The following is a 6,845-nucleotide window of genomic DNA, read 5'->3' as shown; positions in this document are numbered from 1 at the left end:
TGCCTGGCCCGGCGCGGCCCCGGCCGCCACCCCCGCGCCCGTCGCCCCGGCCGCCACCTCCTCCCCGGCCGCCGCGGCTCCTTCCCCCGGCATGGCTGCCGGAGCCGGGCAGGTGCAGGCGATGTGGCCCGGCGTGCTGGAGGCCGTCAAGAACCGCCGCCGCTTCACCTGGATCCTGCTCAGCCAGAACGCCCAGGTCACCGGCTTCGACGGGACCACCCTCCAGCTGGGCTTCCCCAATGCCGGAGCCCGCGACAACTTCGCCAGCAGCGGCAGCGAGGACGTCCTCAAGGCGGTCCTGGCCGAGCAGTTCCAGGTCAACTGGAAGATCGAGGCCGTCGTCGGCGGAGGCTCCCCGGCCCCGATCCAGACCTCCTCGTACGGCTCCTCGTACGGGGCCCCGGCCGCGCCCGCCCCCGCCCACAACCCCACGTCACCGGGGCACCAGCAACAGCCGTCAGCCCCGCAGGCCCCGCCCGCCCAGCCGTACCCGCCGCAACAACCGCCCCAGCACTCGGCTCCCGCCCCGCAGCCCCCCGTACGGCAGGCGCCCCCGCCGGTGGCCCCCGAGGACGACTTCGCCGAGGAGGACGATCCCGATCTGGTCGACAGCGCCCTGACCGGACACGACCTCATCGTGCGCGAGCTCGGAGCCACCGTTGTGGAGGAATACACGAATGAGTAGCCGGGCCTGATTGGGTGGCCGCACGAAGCCGACCGCGCCGTCCGGGCTAGGCTGAGCAGCGTGAAGGTCCTCGTCATCGGCGGCGGCGCCCGCGAACATGCCCTGTGCCGCTCTCTGTCCCTCGACCCCGCCGTCTCCGCCCTGTACTGCGCTCCCGGCAATGCCGGTATCGCCGACGTGGCCACGCTGCGCCCGGTCGACGCCCTAGACGGTGCTGCCGTCGCGACTCTCGCCACCGAACTCGCCGCCGACCTGGTCGTCGTCGGCCCGGAGGCCCCCTTGGTCGCCGGCGTCGCCGACGCCGTGCGCGCCGCCGGGATCCCCGTCTTCGGCCCGTCCGCCGAGGCGGCGCAGCTCGAAGGTTCCAAGGCCTTCGCGAAGGACGTGATGGCCGCGGCCGGGGTCCCGACCGCGCGCAGCTACGTATGCACCACCCCCGAAGAGGTGGACGAGGCCCTCGACGCCTTCGGCGCCCCGTACGTCGTCAAGGACGACGGCCTCGCCGCCGGCAAGGGCGTCGTGGTCACCGACGACCTGGCCGCCGCCCGCGCGCACGCGCTCGCCTGCGACCGGGTGGTCATCGAGGAGTACCTCGACGGCCCCGAGGTCTCCCTCTTCGCCGTCACCGACGGCGTCACCGTGGTCCCGCTCCAGCCGGCGCAGGACTTCAAGCGCGCCCTGGACGGCGACGCGGGCCCCAACACCGGCGGCATGGGCGCGTACTCCCCGCTGCCCTGGGCCGACCCGAAGCTGGTCGACGAGGTCATGGAGCTGGTCCTCCAGCCGACCGTCGACGAGCTCCGCCGCCGCGGCACCCCCTTCTCCGGGCTGCTCTACGCGGGCCTCGCGATCACCGGTCGCGGTACCCGGGTCATCGAGTTCAACGCTCGCTTCGGCGACCCCGAGACCCAGGTGGTGCTGGCCCGGCTGCGCACGCCCCTCGCCGGCGTCCTGCTGAACGCCGCCAACGGCACCCTGGACGCGCTGCCCCCGCTCGTCTGGCGCGAGGACGCGGCCGTCACGGTGGTCATCGCCTCGCACAACTACCCGGAGACCCCCCGCACGGGGGACCCGATCGAGGGCCTGCTGGAGGTGGCCGCCGAGGACGAGCCCGATGCCTACGTGTTGCACGCCGGCACCCGGCGCGAGGGCAACACGGTGGTCAGCGCGGGCGGACGCGTGCTGTCGGTGACGGCGACCGGTTCCGACCTGGCGCAGGCGCGCGCGAAGGCGTATAAGGCGGTGGCGCGCATCCGTCTCGACGGCTCGCAGCACCGTACGGATATCGCGGCCAAGGCGGCCGAGGGCCGCTGACCAGCGGCTCCGCAGACCCGCGGGCTCGGTGCGCACCTCGTGCGCCCGGGCCCGCGGGCGTGTCCGCGTGCGACTGCATCCGGCCGCGTTCGAACGCACCCACCTTTACCCAAAGCCATTCCATCGGGTGATCGTCACCCGGTCTGCCTGACGCCCGCCCGTGCCCCAACTAGGGTGCGGCGCAAGCATTCCGGCACTTGGCCCACCGGCATTGCGATGTCAGTGGCGGGTGTCACAGTGGGGGAGTGAGCAACGTCGCCGCAGGGCAGAGGGGGTGAGGTCCGGCCGTGTCCGGAACCGGTTCGATCATGGAAGCGGGCGTACCGTCCGCGCGTTCCCGCGCTCTGGCCGTGCTGCGCGTGCGCAGCAGGGCCTCGGCCGTCGGGCTGCTGCCCGCCGCCCTCGCGGTGGTGCTGGTGGCCGCCCGGGCGACGGGCCGGCTGGCCGGTGATCCCTGGCCCGCGGTGACCCTCGTCGTGTGCGTGGTCGCCGTGGTGGTGCTGCTCGTCGGCGGTGCCTTCGCCGCGGTGGTGCTGCGGGCGAGCCCGGCCGTGACGCCGACCGTGCCGCTCTCGGAGGCGGCCGCGCCCGATCTCTACCGGTTGGTGCGCGACCTGGCCGACCGGATGGACGTGCCGCCGCCCTCCGCGATAGCCCTGACGCCGGACTGCGACAGCTGGCTGGAGGACCGCAGTCACGCGGCCCACCGCCGCGGGGCCGCCCGCGTCTTCGGCGGCAGTGCCGGAACCGTCGGGCCGGAGTCCGAGCCGGGCGCCGCCCCGGTGCTGGTGATCGGCTCGCCCTTCCTGTGGTGGATGCGGGTCGCGGAACTACGGGCGGTCCTCGCGCCCGTCGTCGCCGGTACGGGCCCTTCCGCGCACCCGGACATAGCCGACGCGCGCGGCTTCGTACGGGGCCTGGACGCGGCCGTGGACGTGGGCGGCCGGCGTGGCCTCGGCTGGATCGCCGCCCCTGCCCGGCTGCTGCTGCGGCTGTGCCGGACGGACGCCACCGAGATGGAGCGCGGGGTGGCCGCGGCCGCCTCGGAGCGCGCACAGGGTGTGGACTACGGGCTGCGCATCGTCGCCCAGGAGCAGGTCGGCCTCGCCTACGCGGGCTGGGACCGGCTGCTGACCCGGGTCGCGCTGCCCGCCTGGCGGATGGGCCGCTGGCCGGCGCACCTCGACGCCGGGGTGGTGTCCGCCCTGACCGAGCTGTCCCGGCGGGACCGGCTGGCCGAGGGGTTCACCTCGCGGCTGGGCGAGCGCCCCGCCTGTGACCTGCTGGAACAGCCCGGGCTGATCGACGAGGCGACCTCCCTGCTGGCCGCGCGGCTCTTCCACGGAGGTCCGGCCGAGGCCGGGCCGGACTGGTCCCCGGTGGACTGGGCGGCGTATCCGGAGGAGGTCGTGGACCGCAAGTGGCGGACGGAGGCGGCCCGCCTGCACGCCGCGCTGGACGCCCTGGCCGTCCCGTCGGGTCTGCCCGCGGGCCCTTCGTCCCCTGCATCCCCCGCACCGGCCCCATCGGGCACTGCGGCCGCCTCTGCGGCCCGGCCGGGCTCTCCGGGTTCTCCGGGCTCCTCAGGAGCGACCGGAGCGGCCCGCCCCGCCACGCTCGCGGCCGCCGGCTCCCCCTCCCCCACCGCGGACACCTTCGCCGGGCCGACCCTGGAGCGGGTGCTGGGCTACCTCACGGACCTCGGCGGTGAGGGCGCGGCCGGCGAGGCGCTGGCCGGCCGGATCACCGGTGAACTGGCCCGCGAGGAGCGGGCCGCCGGACCGGCCGCCGGGGCCGGGAAAGCGCGCGGGGCGGACGCCGTCCCGCTGTTCCCGCTCCAGCCGCCGCGCAGCGGCCGGGACCTGCTGGCCGACCACGTCACGGCGATGGTGTGCTGCGCGGCCGTGGACTCGGCCGGGGCCACCCCCGGGCTGGACTGGCTCGACGGGCCCGTCCTGCTGGTGGGCGGCGACCGCCGCTCCGACCTGGCGCCGCGCGTGCTGTGCCTGGTCGAGGAGGGGAACCCCGAGCCGCTGCGGTACTGGCTCTCGGCCCTGGGCGTCCGCCCGGAGAAGCCGGTCCGTCTGCTCTGAGGCGGTCGAGGCACCACGCCCCCGGGAGGACGACGGCTCGTACGGACATCCGGATGTCCGTGTTCCGTTCCCGTCAATTCGCGACGAACAGTGACGAGCTGCGTGCGTTATGTGATGTGCTGGGACCGGTCGCGGCTGGATGTCCTGACGCGGGTGCCGAAATGCACCGCCTCGGCTCCGCCAGGAGACCGTGCACAAAGGCGATGTACGTCCGTTCGGGGGAGCGAGGGAGGGGAGCGGTCATGGGTGCGGACCAGATCCGGCGTTGGGAGTCAGGCGCGCTCGCGCACGCGGTGTCCGACCCCTTCGGGCAGGGCCCCCTGCCCTGGTTCCGGGGCAGTGAGCTCTACCTCGACGACTCCGGCCAGGTCGTGCCCTGGTACGTGGACCCGGCCGCCGCGGCCGCCGGCACCGGCCGGATCCCCCGCGCCCGCGGCAACGGCGGTCCCCGTACCGCCGACGACGTGCACCGGCAGATCAAGGGCTTCGCCTCCACCGGCGGCGTGGCCCCGGGTGAGGCCATCGACTTCCACATCACCGTCGACCCGCCACAGCAGTTCTCCGTCGACGTCTACCGGATCGGCCACTACGGCGGCGACGGGGCCTCCAAGATCACCACCAGCCCGCGGCTCTCCGGCATCGTCCAGCCGGCCCCGCTCGCCGCCGACCGGACCGTCTCGTGCCACCACTGGTGGCTGTCCTGGCGGCTCCAGGTCCCCTCGTACTGGAGCGTCGGCGCGTACGTCGCCGTTCTCACCACCGCCGACGGCTACCGCTCCCACATCCCCTTCACGGTCCGCGACGACCACCCCGCCGACCTCCTGCTCCTGCTGCCCGACATCACCTGGCAGGCCTACAACCTCTATCCGGAGGACGGCCGCAGCGGCGCCAGCCTCTACCACGCCTGGGACGAGCAGGGCCGACTGCTCGGCGAGCAGGATGCCGCCGTCACCGTGTCCTTCGACCGCCCCTATGCGGGCGCGGGCCTGCCCCTGCACATCGGTCACGCCTACGACTTCATCCGCTGGGCCGAGCGCTACGGCTACGACATCGCCTACGCCGACACCCGCGACCTGCACGCCGGCCGCGTCGACCCCACCCGCTACCGCGGCCTGGTCTTCCCCGGCCACGACGAGTACTGGTCGGCCCCGATGCGCCGCACCGTCGAGCGCGCCCGCCGGCACGGCACCTCGCTCGTCTTCCTCTCCGCCAACACCATGTACTGGCAGGTCGAGCTCGGCCCGTCCCCCTCCGGGGTCGACGACCGGCTCCTCACCTGCCGAAAACGGCGCGGCCCGGGCCGCCCCAGCCTGTGGCGCGAGGTCGACCGCCCGGAGCAGCAGCTGCTCGGCATCCAGTACGCGGGCCGAGTCCCCGAGCCGGCGCCCCTGATCGTGCGCAACGCCACGCACTGGCTGTGGGACTCCACCGGCGCCGGCGAGAACGACGAGCTGCCCGGTCTGGTCGCGGGTGAGGCCGACCGGTACTTCCCGCGCACCCAGCTCCCCGAGCACGAGGACCGGATCCTGCTGGCGCACTCCCCGTACCTCGACAGCGAGGGCCACCGCCGCCACCAGGAGACCTCCCTCTACCGGGCGCCCAGCGGCGCGCTGGTCTTCGCCTCGGGCACCTTCGCCTGGTCCCCGGCCCTCGACCGCCCCGGCCACGTCGACGAGCGGGTCCAGCGGGCCACGGCCAATCTCCTCGACCGGATCTGCAAGCACGACTGACCCACGACCGACCCCACGGACGACCCCACGACCGACCCCACGGGCGATCCCGCCGCCGAGCCCGCCGCCGCCTCCGCGATCGACCCGCGGCGCGGACCCCTGTCCACAGGTGGGGACGCAGGTGCGCGAGAATCGGGGTGCGCTTCATACAGAACCACAGGGAGACCCCGTGTCCGGATTCGTCGAAAAGCCCGAGCCGGTTCAGGTTCCGGGCCTCGTCCACCTCCACACCGGCAAGGTGCGCGACCTCTACCGCGACGAGGACGGCCGCCTCGTCATGGTCGCCAGCGACCGCATCTCCGCCTTCGACTGGGTGCTGCCCACCGAGATCCCGGACAAGGGCCGCGTCCTGACCCAGCTCTCCCTGTGGTGGTTCGACCAGCTGGCGGACCTCGTCCCGAACCACGTCGTCTCCACCGACCTGCCCGCCGGCGCCCCCGCCGACTGGGCCGGCCGCACCCTGATCTGCCGCAATCTCGACATGGTCCCGGTGGAGTGCGTGGCCCGCGGCTACCTCACCGGCTCCGGCCTCGCCGAGTACAAGGAAAGCCGCACGGTCTGCGGGCTCGCCCTCCCCGAGGGGCTCGTGGACGGCTCCGAGCTGCCCGCCCCGATCTTCACCCCGGCCGCCAAGGCCGCCGTCGGCGAGCACGACGAGAACGTCTCCTACGAGGAGGTCGCGCGAACCGCCGGCGCCGAGACGGCGGCGCTGCTGCGTCAGACCACCCTCGCCGTCTACGGCCGCGCCCGGGACATCGCGCGCGAGCGCGGGATCATCCTGGCCGACACCAAGTTCGAGTTCGGTTTCGACCCGGAGGACGGCATCCTGGTCGCCGCCGACGAAGTGCTGACCCCGGACTCCTCCCGCTTCTGGCCGGCCGACCAGTGGGAGCCGGGCCGCTCGCAGCCCTCCTTCGACAAGCAGTACGTCGCCACATCGCTGCGGACCGAACTGCCCAGCTGCAAGATCATGATCGTGACCAGTCACGGCCGCCCCGGTCACCTGAAGAGGGCCCTTGCGGC

At 74.2% G+C, this 6,845-nt stretch carries 4 protein-coding genes and 1 pseudogene; all 5 read left to right on the top strand.

Features of this window, described 5'->3' with window-relative positions:
• Positions 1 to 685: pseudogene (locus tag ACWGIU_RS25005) on the top strand (DNA polymerase III subunit gamma and tau); the annotation flags it as partial.
• 60 nt (positions 686 to 745) lie between these two features.
• Positions 746 to 1,999 (top strand): phosphoribosylamine--glycine ligase, encoded by a 1,254-nt coding sequence (gene purD / locus ACWGIU_RS25000; RefSeq protein WP_453709275.1) that lies wholly within the window; start codon positions 746 to 748, stop codon positions 1,997 to 1,999.
• Positions 2,000 to 2,307: 308 nt separating this feature from the next.
• A complete protein-coding gene (locus ACWGIU_RS24995; RefSeq protein WP_453709277.1) occupies positions 2,308 to 4,092 on the top strand; it encodes a hypothetical protein in 1,785 nt (594 codons plus the stop codon).
• A 242-nt stretch (positions 4,093 to 4,334) separates the two neighbouring features.
• Positions 4,335 to 5,822 carry a N,N-dimethylformamidase beta subunit family domain-containing protein gene (locus tag ACWGIU_RS24990; protein WP_453709273.1) on the top strand — a complete coding sequence of 496 codons (1,488 nt, stop codon included), beginning with the start codon at positions 4,335 to 4,337 and terminating at the stop codon, positions 5,820 to 5,822.
• A gap of 169 nt (positions 5,823 to 5,991) precedes the next feature.
• Positions 5,992 to 6,845, top strand: an 854-nt coding sequence (locus tag ACWGIU_RS24985; protein WP_453709271.1) for a phosphoribosylaminoimidazolesuccinocarboxamide synthase, incomplete at its 3' end; no start/stop codon positions are given.

This window comes from Streptomyces sp. NPDC054840 (assembly GCF_053611065.1).
Note: the sequence above shows the minus strand (reverse complement) of the source record. Positions and strands in the feature narration are given on the sequence as shown.